Consider the following 17,377-nt stretch of genomic DNA (forward strand, 5'->3'; position numbering starts at 1 on the left):
GGGGATTGACTATTCCCCGCCATTTTTCTCTCTGTAAGCGGAAGGAGATACCCCTATCTTTTTTTTAAAGCTGTTACTGAAGTAATATTGATTGGCATACCCACATCTGCTACTGATTTCCTTTAATGAAATATTGGAATTGACAAGATATTTACAAGCCTTGTCAATTCTATAGCTTGTGATGGTGTCGCTAATACTGATCTTTCTGACCTTTTTATAGAGTGCACTCATGTAGGAAGGACTGACATTAACATGTCTGGCGATATCATTGAGAGAAAGGGAACTGTCATCGTAATTCTCGGAAATATAGATATGGGCCAGTTCACATACCTGATTATGATATGTATCAAGAGATGTATCCATTTTTTTACATACATGAACACATAACTGATTCATCCATTCATAGAACTGTTCATAAGTCTGAAAAGAATCAAAATGTGTGTATGCTTCTATGATTTCACTTTCGAGATCGGAAGTATCGATATTCAGCTCATATAAGAACTTCAAGATTCTTCCAAGAAGAGAATAGATTCGGATAAACATCATATTTTTTGTTGGATACTTCTGCGTTTGTTCCAGAAAAAATGTATGAAGCCATTTCTCTATTGCCAGAAGATCTTTTTGACACAGCAGGCTGATAAACTCTTCCTCACTGGAGTCGGAGAATGATAAAAGACTGAAATCTTGTCCCAAAGCTTCTTTTGCATCAAAGATATTCTGATGTGGAAAGAAAAAATGATATTTTAATGCATGAGCAGCATTTTCATAAGAGATATGGAGATCCCAAATATCGTTCACAATGCTTCCTATACCAATATTCATCTTCAATAAATTACTGGGATAGTCTTCTAATAAGGAAGAAAGCACTTTATGTGTGGACTGAAGAAAGTGATTGGGGTTTTTCGTATTTTGTGCCAGAATCATGATAATATCATTAAGCTCTTTTACAAAAAACATCCGGTCAAAGATCCCATACCTATCCCGAAGAAGATCTATAACGTGAAGGACCTCCATCTGATATCTTGTGATTCCAAGTTGTTCCTCTAGTTCTCTTGAATTTCCAAAATTGACTTTTACTACGTTAAAATAGTCAAAGTTTAAATCTAGATTTAAGAATACAGGGTATCGTCCAAGGTAAGATTCGGCATCTTTGCCCTTATATGTCATAAGATCCAGAAAAAATTTCTCGATCATAAGAGGACGGCTCTGTTCGATGAGCTCTCTGTTGTGATTTTCCTGATCGATGGATAGCAGAGCGTGTTTAGTTTTTTCAGTTAAGTAATCATAGTCAATTGGCTTTTCAATATAATCACATACACCCAGACGAATTGCCCGTTTTGCGTACTCGAACTTATCATAGGCACTGATCAGAATTATTTTCACCGATGGATTGATGGAGACAGCAAGGCTGCTCATGGAGATTCCATCAAGATCAGGCATTTCGATGTCAGATATAATTAAGTCGACGGGTTCCGCTTTCATTGATGTGATAGCGGCAGCTCCACTGGATTCAATATGTATTACCTGGGCATCCATAGAGTTCCAGTCAATATTTCTGGCAATTCCCTCACTGGAAATAGAGTTATCATCAACAATCATAACTTTTTTCATGGGTCTTTCTCCTCCATCTGGTCAAATAAAATCGTAATTCTTGTGCCTTTTCCAATACTGCTCTCAATCTGAATATTACCGTTCCCAAAGGAGGGACTTGAAATTCTCTGATTGACATTTCCTATTCCATAATGCTTTTCATAGTCAATTTTTTTATCCTTAAGTGTCTTCTTCAGATCATTCAGCTGCTTTACAGTCATGCCACATCCGTTGTCTGTAATTGTGATAATTACTGTATCATCGCCATAACATACGGACACATTAATATGTATGTGGGATGATATTCGGGAAATGCCATGATGAATACTGTTTTCCAGGAAAGGTTGAAGCGTAAAGCGGCACATCATGAAATTCTCAATTCCGTCTTCTTTATAAATATCCCATGTGAGAGTATCATTATGACATAGTTTTTCCAAATCAAGATATAAACGACAGATTTCAAGTTCATCCTTTATTGAAACCAGATCACTGTTATTCCTTAGGAGTAGACGATAAAAGCGTGTCAGATCTGTAATCATCTGATTCGCAGTGTCAATTCTGCCTAATGTCATGCAGGTTTTGACGGATCCTAAAATATTATATAAAAAATGAGGGTTAATCTGGGACTGCAGCAATTGATATTTCAGCTTTTCCTCCGATAAAGACAAATCCAGAATTGACTGCATATTCTCATTCAGAGAACTCTGCATCTTGTCAAACGTAATGATCAGTTCATCAATTTCATCGTATGCCCGAGAGTCTGCAGAGGTAGGGATCAGGTTGTAGGATGCAAGATCTAAGGAATTACCCAGGCTGAAATTTTTCATGGCAAAGGATAAGATACGCAGTCTTTTCGTAAGGTTTTGTGACATGCTTATAATAATTAAAATAGTAATGGGAAGGGCGATGAGCAAGGTAATAATAATTGTCCGCAGTAATATATGGGTATTGGCTTTCAGGTAATGGTCAGGTATTTCTGTCATATGATACCAGCCATTATCTAATTCCATTACATGGTAATGTTTGCCGTGCTCATGAAAATTTGTTTCTTTCTTGTGGCTTTGCAGAAGTGAGAGTTCTTCCCGGGGCAAATATGTCCCTACAAGATGCTTGTTCGTATGCGCAGTTATCAGTCCCGTGTTTGATATCAGGTAACTTGAGATCTCTGAGTTTTTGTATGTGTCCGATAATGACCTGGAGAATTCATCTGTCTTTAAAAAGATCATATAACTGTATTCAATATCGCCATTTGTCTGGTTTTGGAGGAATCTTCCACAAACGATAACATCTTGTGGCGACTGATCTTCAGAGACAATGAAGGGGAGTTTCATGCCTGGTTTGTAAAACCATGTGGAAGCCGTTCCCTGAATGTTTTTCCGTGTGTCAGCAGGTGCAAAATCATATATCTGAGACAAGGGAAGTAGATTAAGACCTTCATGAGCACCTAACATATTATCAGGCAGGAATACGTAAATATGGTAGAAATTAAAGGTCGATGTAAACAAGGAGATATCGTTTCTTACATTATTTAGTGATAATAAGGTCTCGTCCATAGATCTGTCTTCAAGAGTAAGCGAATACATGTCATACTGTATTGAATCCGCTACATTTTCAGCTTGCTGGATTCTGTCATTGATCTGTGTATTTAGCTGATCAGAAGAGAGGATTGCACTGTCCATAATTTTGTCCTCCGCGATACTTTGCGTTACATGATAAAAGATAAGGGCGATGATAGTAAGAGGCAGTAACGTACATAAGAAAAAAGACAGCAGCAATTTTGTCTGAAACCCCGAAAATAGTTTCCTAATATGAATGATGAGAACTTTTATCGCCATTCGATTACCCTCCTTGAAGTTTTGCTCTGCATTTCAGTATAGGGAAAACATCTGTGCAATTCAATACATACAAAAATAATATAAACGAATCGAAAGAAATTGTATTTTGTCTAATACAATTCTTTGTTATTCTTGGGGAAGTAAATAAAACATGGCATTCTAAGAGAGGAGTGCCGGAAAGGTAAAGTTATGAAAAAGAGAATGATAAGTGTACTGCTTAGCATGTTGATGCTCACAAGTTTACTGACCGGATGTGGAGGGGGTTCCAAGGATTCCGGGAATGCATCGTCAGGTGGAGGCAACAAAAAAGGGGCGTATGATTTGACTCTTTACAGTATTAATACCACGGACCCGGATTTTGATGACTGGTTAAAGAATGTAGAAGATGCAACCGGGCTAAAAATTAATGTCATCGCTGCCCCAACCGATTCAGACACTCGGCAGCAAAAGATTACAACAGTTCTGTCTACAGGCGATTCAAGTGTCGATGTTATTGAAATTAATGATGAAATGAGCGCGTCATTTAAAAACTCTGGATGGCTTGAGGGTTTAAATGATAAGGTTATGACAGATGATATAAGGGGTCAGTTTCCACAAGGATATCTGAAAGATATGATTACAGATAAGGATGGCAATGTTATAGGTGTTCCGGGTTATATTGGTTATCTGGCTTTCTGGGTAAATCAGAAGATCATGGATGAGGTTGGCATAAAGTCTATTGATACGAAAGATGATTTTATGAAATATATGAAAGCCGTTTCTGGTAATGGAAGATATGGATATGGAGGATCTTGGGAGAAGACATATTCTCATAATGAAATTGCACAATTTGTCAATATGTTTGGAGGAGATTATCTGGACTGGAAGAACCCCAAAAATAAAGAAGCAATACAATTTTTACATGACATGGTAAAAGAGGGAGAAACACCAATTGATCAAATAGCAGATAAGTATGAACAGATGAATCCAAAAGCAAATGATGGAAAATACGGATCCTGGTTTATGTGGGGATTAGGAACTGATTATGAGAAAGCTGGTATGCTTGGAGCGGATAAGATTCATATGGCAATGGTACCTGATTTTAGTGGTGAGGGAAAGAGAAGTATCTTTACAGATTCCTGGAGCTATGTACTGAACAAAGCCTCAAAGAATAAAGATGCTTCATTGAAATTCATGAAATATATGACGGAAGAAGGTGGAATGGAGGCTTCTTATAAAGCATTTGATCGTTATCCTGCCCGTGCGGATGTAGCGGAAAAAGTAGTGCCTGATTCAGATCCGGCAAAAAAGATGTACAGTGAGTATGCAACAGAATGTGATGTAAAAGGACGTCCGATGCTGCCGCAGACCATGGAATTTATAACTGACATGGGCACTATCTTTCAGTCTTGCATGAAAGACGAAATTACAGTTGATGAGTTCTGCAATAAAGCAGCGGAGATGGTAGAAAAATATGGTAAATAAACTACGAGACACTGCAGGAATTATCTGCAGTGTCATCTGCTAAGCGAAAAGGAGGCACTTTTTGAACACAAAACAGAAGTCTACAAAATGGATGATTCCATGGATTCTGATACTTCCCGTAGTCTTGATTCGTGGATTCACAACCCTATATCCGATACTTGCAACCTTAAAAAACAGCCTGTTTGATATCAAGGTTCTATCTGGTGTAAAAGAATTTGTAGGATTGAGTAATTATATCAATGTCTTTAACGACCCTAAGATTATTACGTCGATTAGTTTTACTTTGATGTTTGTTGTAGTCTCTATGATTTTTCATGTTGTTTTAGGAGTAGCGCTGGCTTTAATATTGAACATGAAATTTAAAGGCCAGCGATTTCTTCGTACCATTGTACTGATTCCTTGGGCAATGCCGGCTGTTGTTGTAGGTATGGCTGCAAAATGGGGATTTAACAATGATTATGGACTTGTAAATGATTTTATACGGCGATTTGTACCTTCGTTTCAATACAACTGGCTGATCAATACGGGATCAGCCAGAGCATCGGTAATCATCATGGACTTATGGAAGGATCTTCCTTTTTTTGCGATACTTGTGTTGTCAGGACTGCAGTTTATATCCGGAGATATTTATGAAGCTGCAAGGGTAGATGGTGCAAATGGAGTGCAAAGTTTCTTTAGAATTACACTTCCTCTCATCACAAAAAACGTAATGACTTTGTGCATCCCCTTTACTTTGTGGAGACTGACCACGTTTGATCTTGTATATTCAATGACATCAGGCGGACCAGGTGAGGATACCTCGTTGATTGCATATCGTATTACGACGGAAGCTTTTACTAACCTGAATGTCGGATACGCATCAACACTTGCAGTGATGTTATTTATCGTCATGGCTGCTTTTAGTTTTCTCAATATGAAGGTCATGAGTAAGGTGGATAGTTAGGAAGGAGAACTTTATGAACGAATCAAAGAAATATAAAATTTACAGAGGACTTGTTTCTGCGGGAAGATGGGTTCTCTTTGCATTAGTAGCATTTCTGATTCTTTTTCCTGTTTATTGGATATTCATCTCTTCTATAACCCCTCCGGGGGAATTGTTTCAAATGCCTATAGATTATCTTCCTGACAATCCATCTTTGGACAGCTACAAATTTCTTGTTGAAAATGTAGGCCTTATTTCTAAAATAGGCAACACAATTCTTATTATTGGTGTTACACTGCTAATAGGCACCGTAATATGTGTAATGGCAGCATATGGATTCTCCAGATTTCACTCTAAGGGAATTAATCTTATGTTTGGGTTTATTATTGCTACAATGCTGATTCCTGAAGTTGTCACTGCAAGACCGCTTTACGAGTTTATGCAAAAGGTAGGGTTATATGATACATATCCCGGTTTGATTATTCTATATATCAGCGCTGTTATTCCCTTTACTGTTCTGATATTGAGAAACTTTGTCGGGGAAATACCAGTTTCACTTGAAGAGGCAGCAGCGATTGATGGGGCATCATTTTCACAGAGGCTTTTCCGGATTGTGCTTCCTCTCATGAAACCAGCGATTGCAACTGTATGTATTATTAACTTCATCACATGTCTGAATAACTTTTTTACACCGCTTTACTATTCAAACGGAATACAGGTTCTTTCAGTTTCTATTGTACAGTTGCCATTGCGTGATAATATGTATGGTGTACCATGGGATCTTGTAAGTGCTATGGGATGGATTATCCTGCTGCCGATTATTATATTTGTAGCTATATTTGAAAAGCAGATTATGGAAGGAATTATGGCTGGTGGAGTAAAAGCATAAAAAAGAAAGGAAGGTATTACATGATGTATGATTTAACAGGAGGAGCTCTTGGGTCTCTGCCATTGGCGAAACATGTAAAAAGCCGATCGATTAATGCGGAGAATCCGCGTGGAGAAAAAGGGAAAGGCGGAATGACAGCGAGTCCCCTTGGACCGTCAAGGAAGGGAAATCCCTGTCTGCATGATATTGCAAGCGGTCAGACTGTAACGTTGGCGGAAATTGAAGGGCCTGGTGTCATTAATCATATCTGGATTACTGTGACAAATAAGACTACAGAGGCAGACTGCTTTGTCTTGAGGGATCTGGTACTTCGTATGTACTGGGATGAAGAAGAAAAACCCTCCGTAGAATGCCCACTTGGAGACTTCTTCTGTTGTGGGTTTGGAAGAGAATGTGATGTGAATTCATTGCCGATTGTAGTGGTTCCAAGCCGTGGATTAAACAGTTATTTTCAGATGCCGTTTCAAAAAAAGGCCAGAATAACTCTTGAGAACCAGCATACCAATGCAATTCCGGCTTTCTTTTATCAGATTGATTACGCGCTTCATGAAGAACTCCCGGAAGATATCGCTTATTTCCATGCACAGTGGAGAAGACAGAAAATTACGGAACTTCAGAACGATTATGTGATTCTTGATTCAGTAAAAGGAAAAGGACATTATGTTGGAACCTATCTGGCACTGACAACACTGGAACGTTACTGGTGGGGCGAAGGTGAAATAAAATTCTATATGGATGGTGATGACGAATATCCGACAATCTGTGGAACAGGCACAGAAGATTATTTTGGCGGTTCATGGAGTTTTGCAAAACAGATAGATGGAAAAACGGTAGAACAAAACTACAGTACCCCCTATTTGGGGTATCCATACTATTCCAGCCATGATGAAGAGATCCATAACTTGTATCACAATGATGACTGTATGCCAATGCGGGGCTTTTACCGCTGGCATATTCAGGATCCAATCTGCTTTGAAGAGGATCTGAAAGTGACTATCCAGCAGATTGGAGTTGGATATCGAGGTTTATTTGAACGACAAGATGATGTTGCCAGTGTTGCTTACTGGTACCAGTCTGAACCTCATCATACATTTCTGCCCTTGCAAAAAAAAGAGGACAGATGGCCAAGATAAAGAAAAGGTGTAGTGCTTGAAGAGACAGATAGGGTTGTTTGGACTCTGCGTGATTCTTTTTCTTTCGGGATGTAACTATACCGAAAACAATGTACAGGAAAAAGCCACGAAAGAGAATAAAGACAGTATTACTTTGATGCATGTAAATGCAGATAAGGCAGGTGTGCAAAAGTATGTGGAAGATGCTGAAAAAAAGCTAAATATTAACATTAATTTAACTTCGCCTCCTGCGAATGCTTATAATCGTCAGGCGAAGATATCCACATTACTTTCTTCTGGGGATTCCAGTGTAGATATCATTACGGTCAATGATGAGATGATCAGCGAATTTAAACATAAAGGTTACTTAGAGACCCTGGACAGTGCGGTTATGCCAAAGGATATTATACAATGTTATCCAAGTGATTATATGGAAAAGATTGTAATGAAAGATTCGAAGGTGTATTCTGTACCTTATGCACTTGATATCATGGTATTTTGGGTCAATGAAGATGTTACAAAGAAAGCTGGAATTAATCAGATATCAGATCTGGAGGACTTCAAAAAACTGCTGAATACCAATTATGGAAGTGGGGTGTATGGATATGGAGGGTCCTGGGAAGCCACATATGCATACAACGAAATTCTTCAATTTATAAACATGTTTGGTGGAGACTTTCAAAATTGGTCCGATCCCTATACCAGAGAAGCGATGCAGTTTTTGCATGATATGCTAAAGGATCGAAAAGTTGCGGTAGATGTTCTTTTCGACCAATATGAACAAATGGAACAAAAGTTTATGAATGGTAAGACTGGAGCTATTTTCATGTATAGCGGAATTCTAAATACATTTCTAAAAGCAGGAAAGTATGGTGAGGATAAGCTTCATGTTGTACCGCTGCCTATGTTCCGCGAACGAGCGGCCAACGTTGGAAGCTGGCAATATGTGCTGAACAAAGGATCGAAACATAAAGAAGCAGCAAAAAAATTTCTATCATATGCAGCAAGCAGGGAAGGGAGTATGGCATATGCAAAAGCCATGAATCATCTTCCAGCCAGGCTAGATATTATAGAAAATGAAGATCTCGGCATACCGGATCTCGATATCTGGAAAGACTACGTGGAACATGTAAAATTGAAGGCCAGACCTTTGTCAGATGATCCAATGTCAGAAATTGAGAAAATAGGAGTTCTGTTTCAGAAATATGTTACAGATGAAATTACGTTGGAGGAGTTTTGCGACAGTGCCGGCGAAATTGTATGATTCAGATCATGTAAGGTAATCACAGAACAATAAAATAAAGAAGGATATTGAATTAAGTTGGGTATACTCGTTCAATGTCCTTCTTTTTTACTTTAGTGTGCCCGGCGGCGCACGTTTCTAACCGGTGAAAGTGCCGTGTACCGAACGGTACGCACGTTATTTCATTAAAAAAAATCTTATGGGAATAATAGAAATGTATTGACAAATAGGAACAGAGAATAGTACAATGTACTATATAGAAAGAAAGGAGTTATTAAAATGGCATTTTCAATTAGATTGTCAAAAGAAGAAAAAGATTTAGCTGATAGCTATGCAAAAATTCATTCTATTTCTGTTGGAGAGGCCTTTAAAAGGGCGTTATTTGAAAAAATAGAAGATGAGTATGACATTGCTGTTGCCGATGATGCATACAATGAATATCTAAAAAGTGGAAAGAAAAGCAGACCTATTGAGAAATTATGGGATGAAACGAATTTATGAATTACCGAGTAGAAACAACGCCTAGATTTGATAAAGAATTTAAAAAACTTGATAAATACACAAAACGAATAATTAAAGCATGGATTGATAAAAATTTAATTAGATGCGAAAATCCGCGTCTACATGGAAAAGGACTTACATCCAATCGTAGCGGACAATGGAGATATAGAATTGGTGATTACAGATTGATATGCTTAATTGAAGATAACAAGCTTGTTATCACTGCATTAAATATTGGGCATCGAAGAGACATTTATAAAAAATAGTTTCAAACAAGGAAGGGGCTTCTCGCTCCTTCCTTGTTTGTACCTTTCGAGTCCTCTTGAGAACCAGCATGCCAATGCAATTCCGGCTGACAACACTCGTTCAATGTCCTTCTTTTTTACTTTTTGTGGTGAATTTTTCTTCCGGGTGCTATACTGTAGCTATTATAGAATGTGAAAGCAGGTACAAAATGAAAAAAAGGTATATGATTTTGGGCATTTCAATAGTAATCATGTTTGTTGGTTTCTTTCTTACCTGTGAAAGCTACCATTATGGAAATCCAAGAAAAACAGCAACAGATGAAAACCGTATTATGGTCATCCTATCAGGAGGTGCAGATGATCTGAGTTGGAATATGGCGAACATTGAAGGGGTCAGAAATTGTAATAACCAGATGGAAAAGAATATTGAATATGTAGAAAATATAAAGGAAAGTAATTTTGAACAGGAAATGAATGTATATGCGGATAAGGGATATAGATTAATTATAGCAGTTGGGTCACAATTTACAGAGGCGGTGGAAGCCGTTGCACCTAAGCATAAAGAAACTGTTTTTTGTGTAATCAATGGTGTAAAAGAGAAAACAAGAAATATAGTGGCTGTACAACCGAATGAGAACGAAGCCAGCTATATTGCCGCATTGATTGCCGGAAGTGAAACCCAAAACGGAAAATTTGCTGTTATAGGAGGATATCCCAATAAATGGATGGTCAAATTATTAGATATATATGAAAAAGCAGCAATTAAAACTGCATCAAACCGTGGGTTTACTGATGCATCCAGTCGACGTGCATATACGAACAGCTGGGATGATGTTGATTTGGGAGAGATGATGACGGAACAAATGGTCGAAGATGGTGCTGATATAGTTTTTACGTATGCTAATAAGGCCGGTTTAGGCTGCATTGAAGCAGCTGAACGGAATAATGCAAAAGTAATCGGCTTTTGCACGGATCAAACAAAAATCAACCCAGATGTAGTGATTGCATCCGTTGTATTTGATTTTGGAAAGTTATATCAATGGATTATTGAACATTACGAAAAAGGGGAACTGTCAAATAAAAAACTATATCAAATTGGAATGAATGAGGAGATGTTTTATCCTGTATATACAAATAATATCTCTTCAAGGACACAAAGTCTAGTAGAGAAAAAATTGAAAAAGATGAAAGCGGGAGAGACTCCATATTCGACAGAAGAAAGGAAAAGCTATGTCTTTAAGAAATAAAATGAGTCTGATGTTTGTCAGTATTATCTGCATTGTTTCAATAGCTATAGGATATGCTTCCTATTATTCGGCACAGCGCTTAATATTGGAGAATAAAAGAGATGATATGGCTAATACCGTGAATTTAATCGATATAAATATTACAGAACAAATTCGGACAATTAATGAATTTACGAATTATACAAGTGAAAATTTACAGTTACAGAAAATTGCCGGTGAAGGCATTCAAGGTGAATTGGATGGGGAACTTCTGACTTGGTTTCAGAATTTATCACAATCATATAAGGCAATATCAAATATCTATACATTGAATCAAGATTTAAACGTCACATATCAATATAAAACAGAAAGTATGTTTGAGGATACCGAACAGTTACGGGGTTATTGTGATAAAGCGACTAAAAAAACAGACAGAGATATCTGGTCAGGCTTATGTTCTGTGCGAACAGAAGGGTATAAAAAAAAGTCAGTGGTAATGTTGACAAAGGCCATTACTAATCCAAAGCAAAATAATGTAATTGGTTTTCTGGTAATTGAATTTGACCCGGATAGTTTCGCGAAGTTGTTGATCAATAATTTAAGCACATTTCAACACCAGCATACATTGATCATTGATAAAAACCATGATACAATTTGCACTAACAATAGTGTGCAGGCTGATTATACAGAGGAGGCAATTCAACGTTTTGATTCAGGAGAGAGACAGTTTGACTTCCATTGGGCAAATACGAATTATCATGTATGTGGACAATATAACGGAATTACCGGGTGGACCATTTATTCAATCATATCTTCAGCAGATATTTTTCCCAAACTGACAATTTTGAGAAAACAGATAATATATATAGTGATTCTGTTTTTGTTAGTGAGTTTTATTATGAGTATCATTCTTGCCTATACGTTGACCAAGCCTATGAAAAAATTGTCGGAAGCAATGAAAGTGGCAGAAAAGGGAGAATTCAATATTCAGATTGTTACCAGAAGAAAAGATGAGATTGGATCGCTTATTCGCTCATTCAATTACATGATTAATGAAATAAAACTTTTGATTCAGAAAGTATACGAGGAGAAGATTACGCAAAAAAATGCAGAATTAGGTGCGCTGCAGGCGCAGATTAACCCACATTTCCTATATAATACGTTAGATACTATAAACTGGATGCTGATTGAACGAGGGGAAGATGATATCAGTGATATCGTACTCTCTCTTGGAGATTTGATGAAATATTCCATTCAGGGAGATAATATGGTGACGTTACAAGATGAAATCGATTATGTTGAGAGTTACATACGAATTCAGAAATGCAGGATGGAAGACCGTTTAAATTATTCTATAGATATTCCGCAAGAAGCAAGAATCTGGCGTATCCCGAAATTGACTTTACAGCCCATTGTGGAAAATGCGATTACCCATGGGATTGAGACGAAACCTGAAGGTGGAAGCTTGAAAATCAGTGCATGGGTATGTGATGATAAGTTGTCACTTCAAATTAAGGACGATGGTGTAGGAATATCGGAAGGCGACATTCAAAAGATACAGTCCGGACAGGGGAATAGTATTGGAATGCACAATGTTCAGAAGAGAATTCAACTGCACTATGGATCGGAGTATGGATTGAAAATCAGATCAAAAAAAGATATAGGAACAGAGATAACGATGTGGATTCCCAAAGAGTCCTCCGAATAGAAAGTAGGTGAGACTATGAGGATTGTTATAGTAGATGATGAACCGAAAATCAGGAATGGATTAAATAATTTGCTGAATAAAAGAGAAGGATGGGAGGTGATCGGAGTCTATGAGGGTGCCAGAAAAGCGCTGTTAGACATAAGTGAGAAAAGACCAGATGTCATCATAACAGATATTAAAATGCCGGAATTTAATGGGCTGGACCTCATTGCACATATTCGAGAGAGAGATAGTCGTATTGCGATTGTGATTTTAAGCGGCTATGGGGAATTTACATTTGCACAGAGGGCGATTGAGCTTGGTGTATACCGATATCTCACCAAGCCTACGAAACCAAGAGAATTAATTCAGGTATTAAAAGAGATTGAACAAAAACAAATTTCAGATGATAAGAAAGAGGATTTTCGAGAAGGACAGGTGCAGGAAAAGGATATTCCAAACTTGTTGGTTCGTCAGGCAGTGGATTATATTGAACTGTACTTTTCGGGAAAAATCGGTTTGAAAATAATCGCAGAAGAATTGTATATCTCCCCCAATTATCTGTCAGAACTTTTTAAGAAGAATATGGGTATGAATTTGTCAGATTACCTTTTAGAGTATCGAATGAAAAAAGCAAAGGAATACCTGCTTCAACCGGAGTATAAAGTATCGGATGTGTCTAAGATGGTTGGATTTCAAGATTCAAGATATTTTAGCATTACATTCAAAAAGATGAATCAGATCACACCATTAGAATTCAGAAACAGTAAACACCCCTTGAAATCGTGACAGGTCTCAGGGGTGTTTATTATTACCAAAAAATAGCTTGTAAAACATAGATAAAGTAAAATATTAAACATAATCGTAGAATATTACTCTGTCAGAAGTAAACAAAAATAAGTATACTTATCATAAAATGTAGTAAAAAAACAAAAAGGGAGAGTTGTTATGAGAAAAAGGAGATTTTTAGCAATATTTATGTGCACCGTGATGACACTGGCAATGATGACGGGATGTGGAGGAGGAGCCGATAACAGTTCGTCCGGATCATCGGGATCATCGGCTAAGAAAAAAGGCGAAGGTGATTACAGTAGTATGAAAATTGTTCTGATCCTTCCGGGAAGCATTGATGATCAGAGTTGGAATGCCAGTAATAATGCAGGTGCCGAAACATGTAATAAAGAACTTGGAACCAATATTGAAGTTGTAGAATCTGTTCCGGTAGAAGAATTTGAGTCCACTTTTACAGAATATGGAGAGAAAGGCTATGACCTGGTTATGTCAGCTGGAAGCCAGTATGATGAAGCCTGCGCAGCAGTTGCTCCGCAGTATCCGGATACGATTTACACTGTGATCAATGGTACGGCCTGTGAGTCGGATAACATGGTTCCGGTGTTTCCAAAAGAGTATGAGGGGTCCTACCTTGCAGGAATCATTGCGGGATATACGACAACGAATGGAAAATTTGCTACACTTGGAGGAGAATCAAACGCTGCAATGGTTAAGCTGATGGATACCTATGAGGCGATGGCGATAAAAACGGCAGAAGAACGTGGAATATCAGGAGCTTCGTCAACCCGTTCATTTTTAAATACATGGACGGATGTCTCTGTTGGAAAGTCAATGACATCACAGATGATCGACAATGGTGCAGATACGGTGTTCTGTTATTCAAATGAAGCGACCTCGGGTTCTATTCAGGCGACAGCAGAGAAGGATGCAAAATTTATCGGATATGCGGCAGACAAAAACAGTGAGAGCGACTGTGTGGCGGCATCGGTGAATATGAATTGGCCAAATATATATCCCTGGATCATCAAAGGAGTCAAAAGTGGTGAATTAAAGGGTGCCCAGGAAGTCGGAGTAAAAGAAGGGGTATTCGAAGTTATCTATACAGATCAGTGCTCAGATGAGTGTAAGAAAGCAGTAGAGAAAGCCACAGATGAAATTTCAGATGGAAAAATTGATATGGAACAGTATTTCTCCAAAAAGTAGAACATACAAGATTTGTTCAGGCGGTGTCATACACCGCCTTTTATCAAAACAGGAGGAGAGGTGTAATGGGAACACCGGCAATTGAATTAAAACATATTACAAAAAGATTTGCAAAAGTGTTGGCGAACGATGATATATCTATGAAAATTGGAGAAGGAGAGGTTGTCGCGCTTCTTGGCGAAAATGGCGCCGGTAAAAGTACGATCATGAAGATCTTATATGGCTTGTACCACGCTACATCTGGGAGCATTTTGATTCATGGGGAAGAAAGAAAAGTTGATACACCAAGAGATGCGATGAATCTGGGAATATCTATGATTCAGCAGCATTTTTCTCTGGTACCGGCTCATACAGTTACAGAAAATATAATTTTAGGTAATTGCAAAGGAAAGATTGACTACAAAGCGAAGGAAAAAGAAATTCAGGAACTCGCAGACAGTTATCATTTTGAAGTCCGTGCAGACGAATATGTGAAGAATCTAACTGTGGGAGCACAGCAAAAAGTCGAGATATTGAAAGCACTTTATCTAAATGCAAAGGTACTGATTATGGATGAACCTACTGCTGTATTGACACCGCAGGAAGCGGAAACTCTGATGCAGTTTGTCAAAGAGTATGTTGCAAAAGGAAATTCTGTTGTTTTTATCACACATAAAATGAAGGAAGTTTTTGAAGTTTCAGATCGGATTATTGTCATGCGAAACGGGCGTATTTGTGGCACCGTAAATCCCGAGGAGATTGGAACGATTACAGAGACTCAGCTGGCACATATGATGATCGGACACGATTTGGAAAAGCTGCAGACTCCCGGGAATGAGGATTGTTGTCAGCGCCAGAAAAGGCTTACAGTCGAAAAGGTTTCGATTCGGCCGGAGAATCAAGCACCGCTGCTTTCTGATATTACATTTGATATCCATGAGGGAGAAGTGTTAGGCTTTGCAGGCGTGTCGGGAAATGGTCAGCAGGAGCTCTGCGAAGCCATATATGGCGCCAGAAGTATTACAGAAGGAAAGATTACACTGGATGGAGAGGATATTTCTGATTTGTCAGTGAGAGAACGTATTCACCATGGAATGGGCTATGTTGCCTCTGACCGTTTTCGTTACGGCATGGTTGCAGATATGTCTTTATCGGAAAACATGTTGTTGAAAGCAAGCTATCTTCCCAGATGGATCAAAAAAGGAATGATTGATTGGAAAAAATTAGACCGGGATACAAAGACAGCAATCAAAGATTATAAAATTAAGGCGCCGGATCATTCTGTCTCTGCGGGAAGTTTGTCAGGCGGAAATCAGCAGAAAGTTGTAGTTGCAAGAGAAGTTGACATGGGCAATAACGTGGTTATTTTTGATCAGCCAACGAGAGGCTTAGATCTGGGTGCAATTAATTATGTACATAAGACCATTCTGGAAGAAAAAAGGCAGGGAAAAAGTATACTTCTGGTTTCGACAGAGTTGTCTGAGATTTTTTCTTTATCTGACCGCATAGCTGTACTTTATAAAGGGAAAATCATGGGGATTTACCAGAACGGAGATCTGACAACGGAAGAAATCGGACTTTTGATGGCAGGCTATACGATTGAGGGGGATGATGAGCATGAAGAGAAATAATATGAAAGATTTCATTCTGTGGACAATTTTAGCTATCGTTCTGGGATTGTTTTCAAGCTTTATTTTCCTGCCTCTACTGGGTGTCAATCCGTTTCATGCAGTGTCTGTCATGTTTACGGAGACGTTCGCGGATACGTTTACGATGGGCAATATTCTGATTAAGACGGCACCTCTTATTTTGACGGGACTTGCCTTTGCATTTACCTACAAGGCAAACTTGTACAATATTGGTGCACAGGGGCAGTTTTACACAGGATGTATCTGTGCAGCGGCAGTATCCCTTGGGCTTGGTGAAAAACTGCCGGGCGTGTTGGTGATTCTTCTTGCAATGCTTGCCAGCATGCTTGGCGGCGGTGCTGTCGGACTGTTGATTGGGTTTTTAAAGGCAAAGTTCAATGCAAATGAATTCTTGATCAGTATGATGTCCACGTATGTGATTACTTACCTTATGCAATTTCTGCTGAGAACAGTGTTGCAGGAATCAAAACATGAGTATCTAAAGACTGATTATCTGGATAAGACAACCTGGCTTCCTAAAATAATTCCCGGGACATCGGTTTCGCTGGGAATTGTGATCTCTATTGTGGCAGCAGCTGCAATTTGGTTTGTTTTATATAAAACAGCTCTGGGATATCGTTTGAGGGTTACAGGTATGAATCAGGATGCGGCTAGAATGTCAGGAATTAATCCGAAGAAACAGTATATGATCGCATTTACAATCAGTGGGGCAATTGCAGGTTTGGCGGGTCTGGTAGAGATCAACGGGATGCAGCATATGTTACTCACGGATATTGATACACAGATTGGCTCTTATGGAATTGGAATTGCGATTCTTGCAAATGCACATCCATTGGGGGTTATTCCGGCAGCCCTGTTGTTTGGTTTCCTTCAGGTCGGCGGAACTGTTCTTGGACATGCGTCGGATGCACCTGCAAGTGTTATTGATCTGATGCAGGGATTTGTGATGCTCTTTGTGTTAATGTCATTCTTTTTTAGAAGAAGAATTGAATTAAAGAGAATGAAACAACAAAAACTGGCAGGAGAGGGGGAAGCATAAC

At 38.5% G+C, this 17,377-nt stretch carries 15 protein-coding genes; 13 read left to right on the forward strand and 2 right to left on the reverse strand.

All coding sequences use genetic code 11. The annotated features are described in order from the left end of the window. Nucleotides 1–9: 9 nt before the first annotated feature. Together INP51_RS02945 and INP51_RS02950 are read right to left on the reverse strand one after the other, a co-directional pair. On the reverse strand, nucleotides 10–1,611 hold the full coding sequence (locus tag INP51_RS02945) for a response regulator (RefSeq protein ID WP_193736258.1): 1,602 nt from the start codon (nucleotides 1,609–1,611) through the stop codon (nucleotides 10–12). Continuing rightward, the gene (locus tag INP51_RS02950) at nucleotides 1,608–3,425 is read right to left on the reverse strand and encodes a sensor histidine kinase (RefSeq protein ID WP_193736259.1); all 1,818 of its coding nucleotides are present in this window, start codon (nucleotides 3,423–3,425) and stop codon (nucleotides 1,608–1,610) included. The genes INP51_RS02945 and INP51_RS02950 overlap by 4 nt, the downstream gene beginning before the upstream one ends. Before the next feature lie 189 nt (nucleotides 3,426–3,614). Here INP51_RS02950 and INP51_RS02955 point away from each other — a divergent pair, with 189 nt between their 5' ends. From INP51_RS02955 to INP51_RS03015, 13 genes are all read left to right on the forward strand, one after another. Further along, nucleotides 3,615–4,889, forward strand: coding sequence for an extracellular solute-binding protein (locus INP51_RS02955; RefSeq protein ID WP_193736260.1), 1,275 nt, complete (start codon nucleotides 3,615–3,617; stop codon nucleotides 4,887–4,889). A gap of 91 nt (nucleotides 4,890–4,980) precedes the next feature. Then, nucleotides 4,981–5,832, forward strand: coding sequence for a carbohydrate ABC transporter permease (locus INP51_RS02960; RefSeq protein WP_408610543.1), 852 nt, complete (start codon nucleotides 4,981–4,983; stop codon nucleotides 5,830–5,832). 13 nt (nucleotides 5,833–5,845) lie between these two features. Further along, entirely contained in the window at nucleotides 5,846–6,700 is an 855-nt protein-coding gene (locus INP51_RS02965; protein WP_193736262.1) for a carbohydrate ABC transporter permease, read from the forward strand. A gap of 23 nt (nucleotides 6,701–6,723) precedes the next feature. Continuing rightward, on the forward strand, nucleotides 6,724–7,833 hold the full coding sequence (locus INP51_RS02970; protein ID WP_193737219.1) for a glycoside hydrolase family 172 protein: 1,110 nt from the start codon (nucleotides 6,724–6,726) through the stop codon (nucleotides 7,831–7,833). 16 nt (nucleotides 7,834–7,849) lie between these two features. Then, nucleotides 7,850–9,076 (forward strand): ABC transporter substrate-binding protein, encoded by a 1,227-nt coding sequence (locus INP51_RS02975; RefSeq protein WP_193736263.1) that lies wholly within the window; start codon nucleotides 7,850–7,852, stop codon nucleotides 9,074–9,076. 258 nt (nucleotides 9,077–9,334) lie between these two features. Beyond that, entirely contained in the window at nucleotides 9,335–9,556 is a 222-nt protein-coding gene (gene relB, locus INP51_RS02980; protein ID WP_193736264.1) for a type II toxin-antitoxin system RelB family antitoxin, read from the forward strand. Next, a complete protein-coding gene (locus INP51_RS02985) occupies nucleotides 9,553–9,822 on the forward strand; it encodes a type II toxin-antitoxin system RelE family toxin (RefSeq protein WP_193736265.1) in 270 nt (89 codons plus the stop codon). The genes relB and INP51_RS02985 overlap by 4 nt, the downstream gene beginning before the upstream one ends. A gap of 311 nt (nucleotides 9,823–10,133) precedes the next feature. Further along, entirely contained in the window at nucleotides 10,134–11,048 is a 915-nt protein-coding gene (locus tag INP51_RS02990) for a BMP family protein (RefSeq protein ID WP_268885823.1), read from the forward strand. Beyond that, nucleotides 11,032–12,735, forward strand: a complete 1,704-nt coding sequence (locus tag INP51_RS02995) for a cache domain-containing sensor histidine kinase (RefSeq protein WP_193736267.1) — start codon at nucleotides 11,032–11,034, stop codon at nucleotides 12,733–12,735. Before INP51_RS02990 ends, INP51_RS02995 begins: the two co-directional genes overlap by 17 nt. Before the next feature lie 15 nt (nucleotides 12,736–12,750). Continuing rightward, nucleotides 12,751–13,503 (forward strand): response regulator transcription factor, encoded by a 753-nt coding sequence (locus tag INP51_RS03000; RefSeq protein ID WP_193736268.1) that lies wholly within the window; start codon nucleotides 12,751–12,753, stop codon nucleotides 13,501–13,503. Nucleotides 13,504–13,662: 159 nt separating this feature from the next. Beyond that, entirely contained in the window at nucleotides 13,663–14,709 is a 1,047-nt protein-coding gene (locus INP51_RS03005) for a BMP family protein (RefSeq protein ID WP_193736269.1), read from the forward strand. A 65-nt stretch (nucleotides 14,710–14,774) separates the two neighbouring features. Then, nucleotides 14,775–16,319 carry an ABC transporter ATP-binding protein gene (locus INP51_RS03010; RefSeq protein WP_193736270.1) on the forward strand — a complete coding sequence of 515 codons (1,545 nt, stop codon included), beginning with the start codon at nucleotides 14,775–14,777 and terminating at the stop codon, nucleotides 16,317–16,319. After that, nucleotides 16,306–17,376, forward strand: coding sequence for an ABC transporter permease (locus tag INP51_RS03015; protein ID WP_193736271.1), 1,071 nt, complete (start codon nucleotides 16,306–16,308; stop codon nucleotides 17,374–17,376). Before INP51_RS03010 ends, INP51_RS03015 begins: the two co-directional genes overlap by 14 nt. Nucleotide 17,377 lies beyond the last annotated feature (1 nt).

This window comes from Blautia liquoris (assembly GCF_015159595.1).
Taxonomy (GTDB): domain Bacteria; phylum Bacillota; class Clostridia; order Lachnospirales; family Lachnospiraceae; genus Novisyntrophococcus; species Novisyntrophococcus liquoris.